The organism is Streptomyces sp. NPDC059909, assembly GCF_042730885.1.
Classification (GTDB): Bacteria; Actinomycetota; Actinomycetes; order Streptomycetales; family Streptomycetaceae; genus Streptomyces.
In genome coordinates this window covers 550-1199 of record NZ_JBHWKX010000248.1, presented here as the reverse complement: position 1 = coordinate 1199, position 650 = coordinate 550, and the positions used below count along the sequence as shown (strand labels likewise).

The 650-nt window shown below is 68.6% G+C and carries 2 protein-coding genes; both read right to left on the bottom strand.

The window, feature by feature from the left end; translation table 11 throughout:
• Window positions 1-299, bottom strand: a 299-nt coding sequence (locus ACFV9O_RS40595; protein WP_385428150.1) for a nitroreductase family protein, incomplete at its 3' end; no start/stop codon positions are given.
• Between the two features lie 186 nt (window positions 300-485).
• A partial coding sequence (xseB, locus tag ACFV9O_RS40590) for an exodeoxyribonuclease VII small subunit (protein ID WP_385428153.1) occupies window positions 486-650 on the bottom strand: 165 nt, incomplete at its 5' end.

Sequence of the window (650 nt, the reverse complement as noted above, 5' to 3'; positions counted from 1 at the left end):
AGCTTGGGGAGCTCCTCGTGGAACTCGTGGTCCGTCGAGAGGATGGCGACCAGCGGGGCCGTGGCGGTCTTCGGGCGGTTGCCCTCGGCCATGTGCCGGACCAGGCGCTCCCGGGCCTCGGGCGAGCGGACCAGGGTGATGCGCAGCGGGTTCTGGTTGAACGCGGTCGGGCCGTACTTGACCAGGTCGTAGATGGCCTGGACCTGCTCATCGGTCACCGGCTCGTCGGTGAAGGTGTTCGCGGTGCGGGCTTCGCGGAACAGCAGGTCCTGTGCGGCGGAGTCAAGGACGAGAGACATGCGTGGGGAACCTCTTCGTGTGGTGCGGTGACGTGCGTGACCGACCGTACGATGCGGACGTTTAAACTTCAACAAAAGCTGGGGGGCTGTGAGGGGGCTCACTCGGCACTGCCCTTGCCCGCCTTCCCCTCTGCGCGTATGAGCTGGCCTTTTACCCGCGCTTGGTGATCAAGGCCCGCCGGAGCCTCACTCCGCCTCGCCCTCCTCGGCCGCCTCCTCGGCCAGGGCCGCGTCCAGACGGGCGCGGGCGCCGTCCAGCCAGCGGCGGCAGCCCTTCGAAAGCTCCTCGCCGCGCTCCCAGAACGCCAACAACCCCTCCAGCGTGTTGCCGCCGGCCTCCAGCTTGCGGAA